The sequence below is a fragment of the Streptomyces sp. JHA26 genome, from assembly GCF_002005565.1.
Taxonomy (GTDB): Bacteria; Actinomycetota; Actinomycetes; order Streptomycetales; family Streptomycetaceae; genus Streptomyces.
Map to the genome: position 1 here is coordinate 94,189 of NZ_BDJC01000019.1, position 14,887 is coordinate 109,075.

At 71.5% G+C, this 14,887-nt stretch carries 15 protein-coding genes; 8 read left to right on the plus strand and 7 right to left on the minus strand.

All coding sequences use genetic code 11. The features are described 5' to 3' along the window. Positions 1-40: 40 nt before the first annotated feature. Positions 41-2,590, plus strand: coding sequence for an FHA domain-containing protein (locus tag JHAT_RS14570; protein WP_171990896.1), 2,550 nt, complete (start codon positions 41-43; stop codon positions 2,588-2,590). 94 nt (positions 2,591-2,684) lie between these two features. On the opposite strand, the gene JHAT_RS14575 is transcribed toward JHAT_RS14570, so the two are convergent. From JHAT_RS14575 to JHAT_RS14585, 3 genes are all read right to left on the minus strand, one after another. After that, complete coding sequence (locus JHAT_RS14575) at positions 2,685-3,428, minus strand: transglycosylase SLT domain-containing protein (protein ID WP_077798588.1); 744 nt, start codon at positions 3,426-3,428, stop codon at positions 2,685-2,687. A 353-nt stretch (positions 3,429-3,781) separates the two neighbouring features. Continuing rightward, positions 3,782-4,858: an S-adenosylmethionine:tRNA ribosyltransferase-isomerase gene (locus JHAT_RS14580; RefSeq protein ID WP_077798589.1), complete on the minus strand. Its 1,077-nt coding sequence runs from the start codon at positions 4,856-4,858 to the stop codon at positions 3,782-3,784. Continuing rightward, positions 4,855-5,553: an SDR family oxidoreductase gene (locus tag JHAT_RS14585; RefSeq protein WP_077798590.1), complete on the minus strand. Its 699-nt coding sequence runs from the start codon at positions 5,551-5,553 to the stop codon at positions 4,855-4,857. Before JHAT_RS14585 ends, JHAT_RS14580 begins: the two co-directional genes overlap by 4 nt. Positions 5,554-5,764: 211 nt before the next feature. Between JHAT_RS14585 and JHAT_RS14590 the strand changes: the two genes are divergently transcribed. The 3 genes from JHAT_RS14590 (at position 5,765) to chpE (ending at position 7,987) form a co-directional block, all read left to right on the plus strand. Next, positions 5,765-6,943, plus strand: coding sequence for a GAF domain-containing sensor histidine kinase (locus JHAT_RS14590; protein WP_077798591.1), 1,179 nt, complete (start codon positions 5,765-5,767; stop codon positions 6,941-6,943). Then, complete coding sequence (locus JHAT_RS14595; RefSeq protein WP_077798592.1) at positions 6,936-7,577, plus strand: response regulator transcription factor; 642 nt, start codon at positions 6,936-6,938, stop codon at positions 7,575-7,577. Before JHAT_RS14590 ends, JHAT_RS14595 begins: the two co-directional genes overlap by 8 nt. A 164-nt stretch (positions 7,578-7,741) precedes the next feature. Next, positions 7,742-7,987, plus strand: coding sequence for a chaplin ChpE (gene chpE, locus JHAT_RS14600; protein ID WP_077798593.1), 246 nt, complete (start codon positions 7,742-7,744; stop codon positions 7,985-7,987). A gap of 286 nt (positions 7,988-8,273) precedes the next feature. On the opposite strand, the gene JHAT_RS14605 is transcribed toward chpE, so the two are convergent. After that, complete coding sequence (locus JHAT_RS14605; RefSeq protein ID WP_077798594.1) at positions 8,274-9,053, minus strand: hypothetical protein; 780 nt, start codon at positions 9,051-9,053, stop codon at positions 8,274-8,276. Positions 9,054-9,205: 152 nt separating this feature from the next. Between JHAT_RS14605 and JHAT_RS14610 the strand changes: the two genes are divergently transcribed. The 3 genes from JHAT_RS14610 to JHAT_RS14620 all read left to right on the plus strand — a co-directional run bounded on the left by JHAT_RS14610 (position 9,206) and on the right by JHAT_RS14620 (position 11,621). Then, positions 9,206-10,003 carry an ABC transporter ATP-binding protein gene (locus JHAT_RS14610; RefSeq protein ID WP_077798595.1) on the plus strand — a complete coding sequence of 266 codons (798 nt, stop codon included), beginning with the start codon at positions 9,206-9,208 and terminating at the stop codon, positions 10,001-10,003. A gap of 52 nt (positions 10,004-10,055) precedes the next feature. Then, positions 10,056-10,487, plus strand: coding sequence for an NfeD family protein (locus JHAT_RS14615; protein ID WP_077798596.1), 432 nt, complete (start codon positions 10,056-10,058; stop codon positions 10,485-10,487). A gap of 174 nt (positions 10,488-10,661) precedes the next feature. Then, positions 10,662-11,621 carry an SPFH domain-containing protein gene (locus JHAT_RS14620; protein ID WP_077798597.1) on the plus strand — a complete coding sequence of 320 codons (960 nt, stop codon included), beginning with the start codon at positions 10,662-10,664 and terminating at the stop codon, positions 11,619-11,621. Positions 11,622-11,765: 144 nt separating this feature from the next. Here the strand turns inward: JHAT_RS14620 and JHAT_RS14625 are convergent, their stop codons facing one another. From JHAT_RS14625 to JHAT_RS14635, 3 genes are all read right to left on the minus strand, one after another. Next, positions 11,766-12,272: an HNH endonuclease gene (locus tag JHAT_RS14625; RefSeq protein ID WP_077798598.1), complete on the minus strand. Its 507-nt coding sequence runs from the start codon at positions 12,270-12,272 to the stop codon at positions 11,766-11,768. A gap of 207 nt (positions 12,273-12,479) precedes the next feature. After that, positions 12,480-13,019 carry a YbhB/YbcL family Raf kinase inhibitor-like protein gene (locus tag JHAT_RS14630; protein WP_077798599.1) on the minus strand — a complete coding sequence of 180 codons (540 nt, stop codon included), beginning with the start codon at positions 13,017-13,019 and terminating at the stop codon, positions 12,480-12,482. Positions 13,020-13,068: 49 nt separating this feature from the next. After that, positions 13,069-13,851, minus strand: a complete 783-nt coding sequence (locus JHAT_RS14635; protein ID WP_077798600.1) for a sporulation protein — start codon at positions 13,849-13,851, stop codon at positions 13,069-13,071. A gap of 145 nt (positions 13,852-13,996) precedes the next feature. Between JHAT_RS14635 and JHAT_RS14640 the strand changes: the two genes are divergently transcribed. Beyond that, the gene (locus JHAT_RS14640) at positions 13,997-14,638 is read left to right on the plus strand and encodes a DNA-3-methyladenine glycosylase (RefSeq protein WP_077798601.1); all 642 of its coding nucleotides are present in this window, start codon (positions 13,997-13,999) and stop codon (positions 14,636-14,638) included. Positions 14,639-14,887 lie beyond the last annotated feature (249 nt).

Below are 14,887 nucleotides of genomic sequence, written 5' to 3' on the forward strand. Positions count from 1 at the left end.
GCGACGGGGGTAATTCGGGGGACGACTAGTGGGGCATGGAGTGCCGGAACTCGTACTGGAATCTCATGGACGTACCTGGACGCTCGATCCGTCCCGGTCTTACGCGCTCGGGCGCGATCCGCAGGGGGAACTCGTCTTCGACGACGCCAGGGTCTCCTGGCGCCACGCCACGATCAGCTTCAACGGCCGCAGTTGGGTCCTGGAGGACCACGGCAGCACCAACGGCACGTTCGTGCACGGGCAGCGGATCCAGCACATGGAGCTCGGCGCCGGCACGGTGGTGAACCTGGGCAACGCGACCGACGGACCGCGCCTGAGCCTGACCGCCGGGCAGTCCGCCGCCGGCACGCCGCAGGCCCAGCCGCAGCAGCAGCCGTACGCCGCGCAGGGCGCGCACGCGGGCTGGGCGCAGCAGGCACCGGCGCAGGCCCCGCAGCAGCAGGCCGGCTGGCAGCAGCCGCAGCAGGCCGTGCCGCAGCAGCCCGCACCGCAGCAGCAGCAGCCCGCGGCGCACTTCCCCCAGCAGCAGGGACCCGGCGGCGCGGCGGGGGCGCCACCGGTCCACGGGGACCGCAGCCCGACCACGTTCCACCAGTTCTCGCTCGGCCGCGTCATGCGCATCGGCCGCGCCCTGGAGAACGACCTGGTCGTCTCCGACCTCCAGGTCTCCCGCAACCACGCCGAGTTCCACTCGACGCCCGACGGGCGCATGGAGATCCGCGACCTCGGCTCGCACAACGGCACGTACGTCAACGGCCAGCCGATCACCAAGGGCGGCTCCCAGCTGCTCGGCCCGACCGACATCGTGGGCGTCGGCCACTCGACGTTCCGCATCGTCGGCGACCGGCTCGAGGAGTTCGTCGACACCGGTGAGGTGTCCTTCTCCGCCCGCCACCTGACCGTCACGGTCGACGGCGGCAAGCAGATCCTCAAGGACGTCTCCTTCGGCGTCCCCGAGAAGTCGCTGATCGCCGTCATCGGTCCGTCCGGCTCCGGCAAGTCGACCCTGCTCAAGGCGCTCACCGGTTACCGGCCCGCCGACCAGGGCGAGGTCCTCTACGACAACCGGAACCTGTACAAGCAGTTCGCCGAGCTGCGCCAGCGCATCGGTCTGGTCCCGCAGGACGACATCCTGCACAAGGAGCTGACCGTCAAGAAGGCCCTGAAGTACGCGGCCAAGCTGCGCTTCCCGGCCGACACCACCGGCGCGGAGCGCGACGCCCGCATCGACGAGGTGCTGCGCGAGCTCAAGCTCGACATCCACAAGGACAAGAAGGTCACCTCCCTGTCCGGCGGCCAGCGCAAGCGCGTCTCGGTCGCCCTGGAGCTGCTGACCAAGCCGTCGCTGATCTTCCTCGACGAGCCGACCTCCGGCCTCGACCCGGGCATGGACCGCGACGTCATGCAGCTGCTGCGCGGCCTCGCCGACGACGGCCGCACCGTCCTCGTCGTGACCCACTCGGTGGCCGAGCTGGCGATCTGCGACAAGCTGCTGGTGATGGCGCCGGGCGGCTCGGTCGCCTACTTCGGCCCGCCCGAGGAGGCGCTGAACTTCTTCGGCTACGACACCTGGGCCGACGTCTTCTCCGCCTTCGAGAACTACCGCGACTACGACTGGGCGGGCCGCTGGAAGGGCTCGCAGCACTACCAGATGTACGCCGCGGACATCGACGCCGTCGCACCGCAGGCCGTACAGGTCCCGCCGATGCAGGCCATGAGGCCGCCGAAGCCGCAGGGCTGGATGTCGCAGTTCGTCACGCTGGTGCGCCGCTACGTGTCGGTGATCGCCTCCGACAAGGGCTTCCTCGCCCTGATGGTGATCCTGCCGGCCGTGCTCGGCGCGGTGAGCCTGCTCATCGACGCGGACAAGGGCCTGCTGCCCAACCCGGCCAACCCGAAGACCGGCCGGATCATCCCGAACGGCACGGCCACCACGGTCCTGCTGATCCTCGCGGTCGGCGCCTGCTTCGCCGGTGCCGCGAACTCCGTCCGCGAGCTGATCAAGGAACGGGTGATCTACGAGCGGGAGCGCGCGACCGGCCTGTCCCGGTCCGCGTACCTGATGTCGAAGGTGTTCGTGCTCGGCATGATCACCGTCTTCCAGGGCCTGCTGGTCGGCGTGATCGGCTTCGCCAGCCGGGAGATCCCGCAGGAGGGCCTGGTCCTCGGCAGCGCCACGATGGTCGAGCTCTCCCTGCCGATCATGGCGCTGGGCTTCACCTCGATGATGTTCGGCCTGATCATCTCGTCGCTGGTGAAGACCGCGGAGAAGACCATGCCGCTGCTGGTGATGTTCGCGATCATCCAGGTCGTCTTCACCGGCTGCCTCTTCGCCCTGAACGGTGCGGTCGGCGTCAACCAGTTCTCGTACCTGATGCCCTCGCGCTGGGCGGTCGCCGCCGCGGGCGCCACGCTGGACTTCAACAAGATCAGCCCGCCCGAGGAGGGCGCCGGGACGGACCCGCTGTGGGAGCACTCCGTCGGCGCCTGGGGCATGGACATGGCCGCGCTGATCGTCCTCGGCGTGATCTGCGGCTTCTTCGTGGCCCGCTTCCTGCGCCGCCACGAGCCCGAGGTCATGCGCAAGTAGGCCCGGCCCCACGCCCCGAAGGGCGGCACCCCGTCAGGAGGGTGCCGCCCTTCGGCGTTCGTCGGAGCCCGGCGTGAAGAGGTCCGCGCCGACCTCAGTACGCGCTGTCGACGTTGTCCATGGAGCCGTACTTGTCCGCGGCGTAGTTGCAGGCGGCGGCGATGTTGGCGACCGGGTCGTAGATGTTCCAGGACGTACCGGGCACGTGGTAGGCCTTGAACGTCGGCGGGATGACCTGGAGCAGGCCCTTCGACGGGATGCCGTTGATGGCGTTGATGTCCCAGTCGTTGATGGCCATCGGGTTGCCGGAGGACTCCCGGAGGATGTTGCGGTGGATGCCGCTGTAGCTGCCCGGGATGTTGTGCTTGGCCATGATGGCCCGGGCCTCGCGGATCCAGCCGTCCAGGTTGTTCGGGTAGGACTTCGCGGAGACCTGCTTGACCTCGAAGCGCTGGGCGGACCGGCTCGCGGTCTTCTTCGCCTCGCGCTCGGCGGCGGCCTTCTTCGCGGCGGCCGCCTTCTTCTGGGCGGCGGCCTTCTTCGCGGCCGCCTCCTGCTTCGCCTCGATGAAGGCGACCTTCTGGCTCGCACCGGCGAGCTGGTCGGCGACGCCGGCGTGCACGTCCTTGATCTGCTGCTGGCTGCTGTACGCCACCTTGGCCGCCGGAGCGGCCTCGCTCGTGGTCGTCGTCTGCGCGCCGGCCGGGAACGCGGCGAGGGCGACGGCGGTGACGCCGAGCGTGCCGACACCGGCGAAGGCGATCTTCTGGGTGCGCTTCAGCTGCTGAGCGCGGTCCAGGGAACGGCGATAACCACGGGTGAGGATGTTCTTGGGCATGGCGGGATAGACCTCTTCGATAGCGCGGAGGTCGCTCTCGTCCGGTGGGGACAGGGGTGCTTCCGGGGCACAAACACCGCGGGGCGAAACCCACGGCGCTGAGCGACGAGAGCAATTCTTAGCGACCGCAAAATCGGGAGGCAAAGGTGTGACGTACTATCCCGGCTAGTGGATCAGGGTCCGGCAAAACGGGGCAGACGGGACCATCTGCCCCGCTCAAAACGGACGAGTCGCTCTCCTACTCCCCTTCGTACGTGACGTGCACCCTATGCGCGGGCTCACATCGCACCCCCGCCCGTCTCACTGCCAGTTGCTTGAGCAATGCACTGCGTGAGGGGTGTTCCCGGGCTCTCTCACGGCAGGAGGAGATGGAGGTCCCCGAACTCGTGCCACAGGTAGTGGCCGCGCACCGCCTCCCCGTACCCGCGGTCGATCGCCGCACGTCCCGCCACCGCCTCCAGCATCAGCAGATGCGACGCCTCCGGCTCGTGCAGCCCCGTCAGCAGGCCGTCCACCACCCGCACCCCGCGCTCCGGAGTGACGACCAGACCGGTCCACCCCTCCCGGGCCCGTACGACCCCGTCGGCACCGGCCGCCGACTCCACGGCCCGCACGGCCGTCGTCCCCACGGCCACGACCCGCCGGCCTTCCGCCCGCGCGGCGTTGACCAGGCGCGCCGAGGCCTCCGGCACGCGGAACCGCTCCGGATACGGCGGCTCGTGCGCCTCCGCCGACGCCACCCCCGTGTGCAGCGTCACCGGCGCGAACTGCACCCCCCGGCTCACCAGCTCCGTCACCAGCCGCGCCGTGAAGGGACGCGCGGCACTCGGCATCTCCGCACTGCCCGTCCCGTCGGCGGAGGGCAGCGCGAACACGGTCTGGTACACGGACAACGGCTGATCCCGCTCCGTATAGGAGTAGCGGATGGGCCGGCCGTGCTCCCGCAGCACCGCGGGAATCTCCGCCCCGGCCACCCGCGCCCACCACAGCCGCTCCCCGCGGGCACTCAGCGGCTCCTCCAGCACCAGCCGCCCGCCGCCCGGCAGCCGCACCCGCGTCCCCGCGAGCCGGCCCCCCGCACGGGACGGCGCTCCGCCTCCCACCCCCGCACGCGCGCGGGTGGTGCCCCGCCCGTCCGGCTCCCGCAGCTCCACCGCCCACCGGCCGTCGTCCCCGCGCGTGGAGAAGTGCACCACCACGTGCGCGTCCCCCACCCGCCCGTCGACGGCCGCCGCCAGCGTGGGCGACGTGTTCACGACCAGCAGGTCCCCGGCCCGCAGCAGCCGCGGCAGCTCCGGGAAGGAGTGGTGCGACACCTCCGTGCCCCGCGACACCAGCAGCCGCACGTCGTCCCTGTCACGGCCCGGCCCCCGCTGCTCGGCCGGCAACCGGGCCGACAACTCCTCGGGAACGCGCAGAGCTACCGTCACCGCCGTCCCTCCAACAGGGCGGGGGCCGCGTAGCGCCCGCTCGCCGGCCGCTCGTCCAGCAGCCGCAGCAGCGCCGGGACGACATCCGCCGGATCGGGCCGCGGACCGTCGTCGTCCGGTACGGCCGCCGCGTACAGGTCCGTCGCCATGTCCCCGGGATCGACCGCCCACACCCGCAGCCCCGGCTCCTCGACGGCCAGCACCGCCGCCAGCCGGTCCAGGGCCGCCTTGGACGCCCCGTAACCGCCCCACGTCTCGTACGCCTCGGCGGCGGCGTCCGAGCTGAGGGTGATCACCGCGCCCGCCGCGGCCGACCGCAGCAGCGGCAGCGCCTCCTGCACCAGCCCCAGCGCGGCCACGGTGTTCACCTCCAGCGCCCGGCGCAGCCCGTCCAGCGGCAGCTCCTCCAGCCGCACCAGCGGCTCCGCGCCCAGCGCACTCGCGTTGCTGACCAGCAGGTCCACCCCGCCCAGCCGCCACGCCGCCGCCACCAGCTCCGCCCGGTGCCCGGCGTCCGTGACGTCCCCGGGCAGCGCCGCCACCCGCGTGCCGTACGACGCCAGCGCCGCCGCCGTCCCCTCGAGCACCTCCGGCGTCCTGGCGTCGAGCACCAGGTCCCAGCCCCGCTCCGCCAGGCCCTCGGCGAGCGCCCGGCCCAGTCCCTTCGACGCCCCTGTGATGATCGCCACCGGCATGATCCGTCTCCTCGTCGTCGGCGCCTCCTGATCGGCGTGGCCCCAACCTAGGAACCGGCTCGCGCCACCCGCCTCGGGCACGGGCCCCAACCCCGCGGGGTCCTTCGCCCTAGGCCCCGCGGACCGGATCCCGGTCCTAGGTCCAACGCCCCAGGACCCGGCCGTCACCCGACCGATCCGCGCCGTCACGGCCCGCCGGTACCGTGAGGACATGAGTCACGGCCCCCGGTCCGGCCTCGCCGCGGTGAGCTCCGCGCTGCTGGCCATGAGCAGGCACCTCGAGGTGCGCGACGTCCTCAAGACGATCGTCGCCTCGGCCCGCGAGCTGCTGGACGCCCAGTACGCGGCCCTCGGCGTCCCCGACGACCACGGCGGCTTCGCCCAGTTCGTGGTCGACGGCGTCAGCGACGAGCAGTGGAAGGCCATCGGCCCCCTGCCGCGCCAGCACGGCATCCTCGCCGCGATGCTGCACGAGGCCCGGCCCGAGCGCCTCGCCGACGTCCGCGAGGACCCCCGCTTCGAGGGCTGGCCCGCCGCCCACCCCGACCTGGCCGACTTCCTGGGACTCCCGATCCGCGACGGCGACGAGGTCATCGGCGCGCTGTTCCTGGCGAACAAGCTGCGCCCTGTGGGGGGACACCCCCCACACCCCCCGTGCGAGAAGCCCCAGGGCGGCTGCGGCTTCACCGAGGAGGACGAGGAACTGCTCGGCATCCTCGCCCAGCACGCCGCGATCGCCCTCACCAACGCCCGCCTGTACGAGCGCAGCCGAGAGCTGACCATCGCCGAGGAACGCTCCCGCCTCGCCCACGAACTGCACGACGCCGTCAGCCAGAAACTGTTCTCCCTGCGCCTGACCGCCCAGGCCGCCGCCACCCTGGTCGACCGCGACCCCGCGCGGGCCAAGGGCGAGCTCCAGCAGGTCGCCGCGCTCGCGGCCGAGGCGGCCGACGAGCTGCGCGCCGCCGTCGTGGAGCTGCGCCCCGCAGCCCTGGACGAGGACGGACTCGTCGCCACCCTCCGCACCCAGGTCCAGGTCCTCGACCGCGCCCACACCGCGCGCGTGACCTTCGCCGGCCGCGGTGTGAAGGCGCTGCCCGCCGCCCAGGAGGAGGCGGTGCTGCGCGTCGCCCAGGAGGCGCTGCACAACGCGCTGCGCCACTCCGGGGCGGAACACGTCGACGTGACGCTGGACCGGCGCGGTCCCGGAGCCGTGCTGCGGGTCACCGACGACGGCAGCGGCTTCGACCCGCGCACGGTGCGCCGCGCGGGACGCCACCTGGGCCTGGTCTCCATGCGGGACCGGGCGAACGGCGCGGGCGGCAGACTGACCGTGGACTCGGCGCCCGGCAAGGGCACCACGATCGAGATGGAGGTTCCCGGTGGCTGATGCGATCAAGGTGCTGCTCGTCGACGACCACCAGGTGGTCCGCCGGGGGCTGCGCACCTTCCTGGAGGTGCAGGACGACATCGAGGTCGTGGGCGAGGCCGCCGACGGCGCCGAGGGCGTCGAGCGCGCAGAGCAGCTGAAACCCGACGTGATCCTCATGGACGTCAAGATGCCGGGCATGGACGGCGTCGACGCGCTGCGCAGGCTCCGCGAGCTCGACCACCCCGCGCGCGTACTGATCGTGACCAGCTTCACCGAGCAGCGCACGGTCGTCCCGGCCCTGCGGGCGGGCGCGGCGGGCTACGTGTACAAGGACGTCGACCCCGACGCGCTGGCCGGCGCGATCCGCTCCGTCCACGCCGGGCACATCCTGCTGCAGCCCGAGATCGCGGGCGCCCTCCTGTCCCAGGAGGAGAGCGGCTCCGGCCAGGGGAGAGGGGGCTCCCTCACGGAGCGGGAGCGCGAGGTGCTGGGCCTGATAGCCGACGGGCGGTCCAACCGGGAGATCGCCCGGACGCTGGTCCTCTCCGAGAAGACCGTGAAGACCCACGTCTCGAACATCCTGATGAAACTCGACCTCGCGGACCGCACCCAGGCCGCGCTGTGGGCCGTGCGCCACGGTGTGGCCGGCTGACCGCCCGACCGGTACGCCGCGGTGACTCGGAGGGTTCCCCTCCGGTCCGAGATTCATACTGTCGTGGGAATGTCCCCCACATGGCGCATCCTCCCCCGCGCCCGGCCGTTCTCCAGTGCGTGCCGCGGCGAGTGCCGCGGCAATCGCTAGGGAGGGTTTCGCAAGTGAAGAACCTGAAGAAGGCAGCGGCCGTGACGATGGTGGCCGGCGGGCTGATCGCCGCCGGCGCGGGTATGGCCTCCGCCACCGACGGCTCCCACGCCCACGGTGAGGCCGTCGGCTCCCCGGGCATCGTCTCGGGCAACGTCGTCCAGGCGCCGGTCCACATCCCGGTGAACGCCGTCGGCAACAGCGTCAACGTCATCGGCCTCCTGAACCCGGCCTTCGGCAACCTGGGCCTCAACCACTGACCCACCCCACAGCCCCGGCCTCCCGGCCCCACCCGGGAGGCCGCTCGCACACCCCGCACCCAGCCTGCGGGCAGTCGTGCCTCCCCCAGCGCCTGAACGGCCTGGGAGGTGCCCCCAGGGCGGCACGGGTGGGCGCTGGGGGTTACCCCCTCTGGGGGAGGCACCCCGTCAGCGCCGGGCCGCGCACCCACCCGCCCCCGGGCCGTACCGGCCGCACCCCGTCAGCGCCGGGCCGCGCTCCCCACCCCCGCACCCCACCGACGCCGGGCACCCCCACCAAGGGACGTCACCGCCCCCGCTCCTCCACAACGGAGTTGTACGCCGCGACCTGCGCCCGCCGGGCCGTCCGCTCCACCGGCCGCAACGCCTCCCCCCGCGCCGCCATCTCCGACGCGCTCACCGCACCCCCGTGCCCGCTCCCGTACGCCAGTGCCACCAACGCCCCCACCCGCTGCGCCAACTCCAGCACCCGCACCGCCCGCGGCGGATACCCCGGCGCCAGCACCTCCCGCCCCCGCTCGGCCCTCGCCCGGTACGCCGCGACCGCCGCCTCCGCCACCGGCCCCGACCCGGCCACGTCCAGCCGCGTCAGCACCTCCGTCGCGTCCCGCAACGCCTCCGCCAGCTCCCGCTCCGCCTCCCCGAGCGACGGCACGTCCGCCGGCGGGGCCTCCCGCACCGGCAGACAGTGCCAGACCACCTCGACGTGCACATCACCCGCGGGCCCGGCCTCGTACACCTCCGGCACCAGCCCCAGCGCGACGCCGTGACAGACCACCGCCTCCTCGGCCTCCAACGCCCGCGCGTTGAACTCCGGCGGCCCGCTCAGCCCCAGCGGATGCCCCGGCGCGGGCAGCGCGACCCGCAGCCCGGCCACCCCGAGCACGCGCAACCGCCCGAGCGCCAGCGTGAGACCGACGGGCCCCGCCTCACCGGGCAACCCCTCCACCCGGTGCACCGCGTCCTCGCCGACGATCGCCACCGCGGCGTCATCCGGCGAGACGATTCCGGCGATAAGGGCATTTCCCCAGGCGGCAAGGCGCCCTGCGCGTGGTTCCGAGAGCATGCCCCCACCCTAAGGACCGGACCGATGGAACAGCGAAGCCGACCGGTGGCGTAGATTTCCTGGAGGGCCTGCGCCCACCGGCGCGGCGGCCCGAGCCACAGGCGTACGCGACAGCCGAGACCGGCCACACTGCAAGGGGAGACACTGCGCTCATGAGCGATGTTCTGGAGCTTCAGGACGTATCCGTGGTCCGCGAGGGCCGGGCTCTGGTGGACCAGGTCTCCTGGTCGGTCAAGGAGGGCGAGCGCTGGGTCATCCTCGGCCCCAACGGCGCCGGCAAGACCACCCTGCTCAACGTCGCGTCCAGCTACCTCTACCCCAGCAAGGGCACCGCCACCATCCTCGGCGAGACCCTCGGCAAGCCCGGCACCGACGTCTTCGAGCTGCGCCCGCGCATCGGCATGGCCGGCATCGCCATGGCCGACAAGCTGCCCAAGCGCCAGACCGTCCTGCAGACCGTGCTCACCGCCGCCTACGGCATGACCGCCGGCTGGCAGGAGGAGTACGAGGACATCGACGAGCAGCGCGCCCGCGCCTTCCTCGACCGCCTCGGCATGACCGAGTACCTGGACCGGAAGTTCGGCACCCTCTCCGAGGGCGAGCGCAAGCGCACCCTGATCGCCCGCGCCCTGATGACCGACCCCGAGCTGCTGCTCCTGGACGAGCCGGCCGCCGGCCTCGACCTCGGCGGCCGCGAGGACCTCGTCCGCCGCCTCGGCCGCCTCGCCCGCGACCCCATCGCCCCCTCGATGATCATGGTCACCCACCATGTCGAGGAGATCGCCCCGGGCTTCACCCACGTCCTGATGATCCGCCAGGGCAAGGTCCTGGCCGCGGGCCCCCTGGAGCTCGAACTCACCTCCCGCAACCTCTCCCTCTGCTTCGGCCTCCCGCTCGTCGTCGAGCGGGTCGGCGACCGCTGGACGGCACAGGGGCTGCCCCTGTCCTGACCGCCCCCGTGCGCCCTGTCCCCGGCACGGGTCACGGACCTACCATGACGACGTGAACGACATCGACGCATGGGTGTGGTGGCTCGTCGCCGCGGCAGCGCTCGGAATTCCGCTCGTCGTGACCGCGATGCCGGAGTTCGGGATGCTCGCCGTCGGTGCGGTCGCGGCCGCCGTCGCCTCCGGCGTCGGGGCCGACCTCGTCGTCCAGGTACTCGTCTTCGTCATCGTCTCGGTCGCCCTCATCGCCGTCGTACGGCCCGTCGCCGCCCGGCACCGCTCCCAACGGCCCCAACTCGCCACGGGAGTCGACGCCCTGAAGGGCAGACAGGCCGTCGTGCTGGAGCGGGTCGACGGCAACGGCGGCCGGATCAAACTCGCCGGCGAGATCTGGTCGGCACGCGCCCTCGACACCGGCCGCGCCTACGAAGCCGGCCAGGAAGTGGACGTCGTGGACATCGAGGGGGCCACGGCGATCATCATGTAACCCTTGCCGACGCAAGTGGCCCGAACGTGCCCCGGGGCATGCGACGGTCTGTCAGACTCGACCAGCAAGATCTTCAACAGCCGTAGGATCAGCAGTCACCAGGGTCACCAGGGCCGACAGATTCCTTGGACATCCGCCGAAGCGCTCAGGCGGAGAAGGGTACGCGGAGCCACGATGCAACCGGTCATCATCGTTCTGATCATCCTGGTGGTGTTGGTCTTCATCGCCCTGATCAAGACCATCCAGGTCATCCCCCAGGCCAGCGCCGCCATCGTCGAGCGCTTCGGCCGCTACACGCGGACGCTGAACGCGGGACTCAACATCGTCGTCCCCTTCATCGACACCATCCGCAACCGCATCGACCTGCGCGAACAGGTCGTCCCCTTCCCGCCGCAGCCGGTCATCACCCAGGACAACCTGGTCGTCAACATCGACACCGTCATCTACTACCAGGTGACCGACGCCCGCGCCGCCACGTACGAGGTCGCCAGCTACATCCAGGCGATCGAGCAGCTCACCGTCACCACCCTGCGCAACATCATCGGCGGCATGGACCTGGAGCGGACCCTGACCTCCCGCGAGGAGATCAACGCGGCTCTGCGCGGCGTCCTCGACGAGGCCACCGGCAAGTGGGGCATCCGCGTCAACCGCGTCGAGCTCAAGGCCATCGAACCGCCCACCTCCATCCAGGACTCGATGGAGAAGCAGATGCGCGCCGACCGTGACAAGCGCGCCGCGATCCTCCAGGCCGAAGGTGTCCGGCAGTCCGAGATCCTGCGCGCCGAGGGCGAGAAGCAGTCCCAGATCCTGCGCGCCGAGGGCGAGGCCAAGGCCGCCGCCCTGCGCGCCGAGGGCGAGGCCCAGGCCGTCCGCACGGTCTTCGAGGCGATCCACGCCGGCGACCCCGACCAGAAGCTGCTCTCCTACCAGTACCTCCAGATGCTCCCGAAGATCGCCGAGGGCGACGCCAACAAGCTCTGGATCGTCCCCAGCGAGATCGGCGACGCACTCAAGGGCCTGTCCGGCGCCATGGGCAACTTCGGTGGCCTGGGCGGCGGTTCGGGCAGCGGCGGCAACTCCACGAGCAGCTCGGTCCCGGCCCAGGAACGCCGCGAGAAGCCGTCGATCGACTGACAGCGCCTTCCCGGGGCCACCAGGCCGCACCCGCGCCCCGAGAGGGGCGCGGGACCGTGTCGAATCGCGGCTTCGCCGCGTGAGGGCGACCAGCCACGACGAACCGGCAGCCGACGACGCGCACCAGCCCCTACGGCGAAGCCCTCACGCGGCGTCCAACGCCAGCCACTCCGGCAGCGCGTCGAAGTCGTCCCGGGCCAGCGCCAGCAGCATCGCGTCGGCCGGCGTCGGCTCGAACGGCGCCCGCAACAGCGGCATCCCCGCCTGCTCCGGAGTCCGGTTCGCCTTGCGGTGATTGTCCTCCGCACACGACGCCACCGTGTTCAGCCACGTGTCCTGCCCGCCGTGCGACCTCGGCACCACGTGGTCCACGGTCGTCGCCCGCCCACCGCAGTACGCGCACCGGTGCCGGTCCCGGACCAGCACACCCCGCCTCGACCACGGCGCACGTCTTCGGAAGGGCACCCTCACGTACTGGCACAGCCTGATCACCCGGGGCGCCGGTATGTCCAGTGCGGCTCCGCGCATCCGCAGCTCGGGATGGGCCTGCTCGACGACGGCCTTGTCCTGGAGCACCAGAACGACGGCTCGGTTCAGCGTCACCGTCGACAGCGGCTCGAAGCTCGCGTTCAGCACCAGCGTGTCCCGCATACCAGCCCACCTCCCGTGCGCACCGGCCCACCCCCTGGCGGGCTGGGATCAACTCTGGCCGGGCACGCCGGGATGGACAACGCAATATCCGCCGCTCATCACGGGAGCCGCCCCGCATCACCTCCAGGCTCCCCGGCGACAAAAATGCCCGCCCCTGATCACTTCCAAGACCAGAGGCGGGCAAACGTTCCATGAACGCCCGATTGCTCAGTCGCCGGCGGGCACCTCGTACTCACCGACGAGCTGGGCGCGCGCGATCGTGTGGAACCGCAGGTTGAACCCCACGGCGGCGGGCGTCGCGTCGGCGTCCGGGCCGAGCTTCTCCTGATCCACGGCGTACACCGTGAACACGTACCGGTGCGGCCCGTCCCCGGCCGGCGGCGCGGCACCGCCGAACTCCTTGCTGCCGTAGTCGTTGCGCGCCTGTACGGCACCCTTCGGCAACCCCTCGAACGTGCCGCTGCCCGCACCCGCCGGCAGCTCGGTCACCGACGCCGGGATGTCGAACACCACCCAGTGCCAGAAACCGCTGCCCGTCGGGGCGTCCGGGTCGTAGCACGTGACGGCGAAGCTCTTGGTCCCGGCGGGGAAGCCCTCCCACCGCAGGTGCGGAGAGGTGTTGCCGGCCGCGTAGACCTGAGCGTCCTTGAGCGCCGCCCCCTCCTGGACGTCGTCACTCGTGACCGTGAACGACGGCACGGGCGGGTGGAAGTCATGGGGGAGCGGACGCCGCTTGAGCTCGGTCACCTCGGTACCTCCTGATCGTGTGGTGCTGAGATGACCGAGCCTAGAACCACTAGAACCAGTTCCGCTTGCTGCCGACCTCGGAGAGCCACTGGTTGAGGTACGCCGCCCAGTCGGTCCCCTGGTAGTCGTTCAGCCCCACCTTGAACGACCGGAAGGTGTCGCTGCCCTCGCTGAACAGGCCCGGCTTCTTGTCCATCTCCAGCACGACGTCCATCGCCTGCGCGTCGGCCACGAAGCTCAGCTCGACCTGGTTCAGCCCGCGGTACTGCTGCGGCGGGAAGAACTCGATCTCCTGGTAGAACGGCAGCTTCTGCCGCGTACCGCGGATGTGGCCGCGCTCCATGTCCGCGCTCTTGAAGCGGAAGCCCAGCTGGATGAACGCGTCCAGGATCGCCTTCTGCGCCGGCAGCGGGTGCACGTTGATCGGGTCCAGGTCACCGGAGTCCACGGCACGAGCGATCTCCAGCTCGGTCGTGACCCCGATGTCCATCCCGCGCAGCGGCTGCCCGTCGATCATCGTGACCGGCGTCTCCCAGGGGATCTCCAGCCCGAACGGCACCGCGTGCACGGCCCCGGCCTTCAGCTCGAAGGCACCACCGAGCCGCACCTTCGTGAACTCGATGTCCTGCTTGTACTCCTGGTCGCCGCTCTCCACCTCGACCTTGGCCTGCAGACCGACCGACAGGCCCTCGATCTGCTGGTCGACCGAACCACCCTGGATCCGCACCTCACCCTGGACGACACCGCCCGGAACGACGTTGACCTCGCTCAGTACGGTCTCCACCGAAGCTCCGCCGGCCCCCAGGCTCGCGAGCAGCTTCTTGAACGCCATGTCTCTCCCTCTCCAGGCTGTGTGTGAACCCTCGGTCCCTAGAAACGCGATCAGGCCGTGTCCGGTTCCGCGCCCCCCACCCCGACAAGGCGGGCGTCCGCTGACCACCCTTGGGAACCCGCCCCCTGCGTTACGCTCGGACGGCATGATCGCGACCCCTGACCGTACGCCCCTGCCCCGGGAATTCTTCGACCGCCCCGTCCTCGAGGTGGCCCCCGACCTCCTGGGTCGCATCCTCCTGCGGAACACCCCGGACGGTCCGATCGCCCTCCGCCTCACCGAGGTCGAGGCCTACGACGGCCAGAACGACCCCGGCTCCCACGCCTACCGAGGCCGCACCCCCCGCAACGACGTGATGTTCGGTCCCCCCGGACACGTGTACGTCTACTTCACCTATGGCATGTGGTTCTGCATGAACCTGGTCTGCGGCCCCGAAGGCAGGGCGAGCGCCGTCCTCCTCCGCGCCGGCGAGATCACCGAGGGCGCCGAGCTGGCCCGTACCCGTCGGCTTTCGGCCCGCAACGACAAGGAACTGGCCAAGGGGCCGGCCCGCCTGGCCACCGCCCTCGGCGTGGACCGCGCCCTGAACGGCACGGACGCGTGCGGCACCGACGACTCCCCGCTGCGCATCCTGACCGGCACCCCCGTGCTCCGCGACCAGGTGCGCAACGGTCCGCGAACCGGCGTGGCCGGAGAGGGGGGCGTCCACCCCTGGCGCTACTGGGTCGCTGACGACCCGACGGTCAGCCCGTACCGCGCGCACGTGCCCCGGCGCCGCCGAAGTTGACTCGCCCCCACGAGGCGCGTAACGTAGCCCGAGCCGCTGAACCGGGTACGGCGATCGCCTGCAGCCGGAGCGGCCAACCCACTACAACGATTCCCCTCGCGGGGCGGATTTCGGCGTGTCCGCATGCCTGAATTTCGACTCACCGGCTCGATTATGAGTCGACAGAGAGATCGGCTAACGTAGTGAATGTCGAAAGGCCGACGAGCGAAAGCCCGAAAGCCTGGACAAATCCCGCCGACGGGGAATCAG

Excerpts from the sequence above, each read along its gene's own strand:
- JHAT_RS14610 (WP_077798595.1), top strand. The coding sequence starts at position 9,206 with ATGAGCGATGTTCTGGAGCTTCAGGACGTATCCGTGGTCCGCGAGGGC.
- JHAT_RS14620 (WP_077798597.1), top strand. The coding sequence starts at position 10,662 with ATGCAACCGGTCATCATCGTTCTGATCATCCTGGTGGTGTTGGTCTTC.
- JHAT_RS14590 (WP_077798591.1), top strand. The coding sequence starts at position 5,765 with ATGAGTCACGGCCCCCGGTCCGGCCTCGCCGCGGTGAGCTCCGCGCTG.
- JHAT_RS14585 (WP_077798590.1), bottom strand. The coding sequence starts at position 5,553 with ATGCCGGTGGCGATCATCACAGGGGCGTCGAAGGGACTGGGCCGGGCG.
- JHAT_RS14640 (WP_077798601.1), top strand. The coding sequence starts at position 13,997 with ATGATCGCGACCCCTGACCGTACGCCCCTGCCCCGGGAATTCTTCGAC.
- JHAT_RS14575 (WP_077798588.1), bottom strand. The coding sequence starts at position 3,428 with ATGCCCAAGAACATCCTCACCCGTGGTTATCGCCGTTCCCTGGACCGC.
- JHAT_RS14605 (WP_077798594.1), bottom strand. The coding sequence starts at position 9,053 with ATGCTCTCGGAACCACGCGCAGGGCGCCTTGCCGCCTGGGGAAATGCC.
- JHAT_RS14625 (WP_077798598.1), bottom strand. The coding sequence starts at position 12,272 with ATGCGGGACACGCTGGTGCTGAACGCGAGCTTCGAGCCGCTGTCGACG.
- JHAT_RS14635 (WP_077798600.1), bottom strand. The coding sequence starts at position 13,851 with ATGGCGTTCAAGAAGCTGCTCGCGAGCCTGGGGGCCGGCGGAGCTTCG.